Here is a 1,041-nt window from a genome sequence, read left to right on the forward strand (position 1 = left end):
TTGACTTCCGCTCTCCTCCTTAAAGGGAGGAGATTCCTGCCACGGGCATCTGACCGTCTCGGTGGGTTCCTGTTTCTTCGCGCTGTGCCGGGAGGAGTCCCGGTCTTACCCGCGCTCCGCAGGCTGACACCGCCAGTCCGGCGGCCTTGGCGACGTTGACTGCCGCGTTGATGTCCCGGTCCAGGACGGCCCCGCACGCCCCGCATTCCCACACGCGGAGGTGCAGGGGCTTGGGGCCGTCCTTGACGCCACACTGCGAGCAGACCTGTGAGGTTGGCTCGAACCGGCCGATCTGTATGAGGGTGCGCCCGTACCGGGCGGCCTTGTAATCCAGCATGGTCACGAATGCCGACCATCCGGCGTCGTGGACGGACTTGGCCAGGCGTGTACGGGCGAGTCCCTTGACCGCCAGGTCCTCAACGGCAACCGCTTGGTTCTCACGGATGATCTTCGTTGAGAGCTGGTGGTGGAACTCACGCCGCGCGTCGGCCACCCCCGCGTGAGCGCGGGCAACCTTCAGCCGGGCCTTGATCCTGTTGCTGGATCCCTTGGCCTTGCGGGCGAGACGCTGCTGTTCCCGCTTCAGCTTCTTCTCGGCCCGGCGCAGGAAGCGCGGGCTGTCGGTCTTCGTGCCGTCCGAGAGGATCGCGAAGTGCGACAAGCCCAGGTCCATCCCGACCTGACCGGCCGTCTCGGGCAGCGTCTGGTCCGTGCCGGTCTCGATGACAAACGAACAGAAGTACCTTCCGGCCGCGTCCTTGATCACGGTCACCGTGGACGGCACGGACGGCAGCGTGCGGGACCACTTCACCCGCACATCGCCGATCTTCGGCAACGACAAGTCTCCGCCGGTTGTGATCTTCCACCGTGCGTTCGCGGTGAACCGAACCGACTGCCGATTGTCCCGGCGGGACTTGAACCGGGGCGCGCCCATGCGCGGGCGCTTGTCCCTCAGCCCGTCGAAGAAATTCCGGTACGCGGTGTCCAGATCTCGAAGGGACTGCTGGAGAACGACTGCGGAGACCTCACAGAGCCAGGCGC

The 1,041-nt window shown here is 65.9% G+C and carries 1 protein-coding gene; it reads right to left on the bottom strand.

Features of this window, described 5'->3' with window-relative positions; translation table 11 throughout:
• Positions 1-19: 19 nt before the first annotated feature.
• Positions 20-1,041 (bottom strand): RNA-guided endonuclease InsQ/TnpB family protein (locus tag ACZ6C1_RS39100; RefSeq protein ID WP_469247785.1); only part of this gene is annotated, 1,022 nt, incomplete at its 5' end.

Source organism: Streptomyces sp. NPDC041796 (assembly GCF_055590785.1).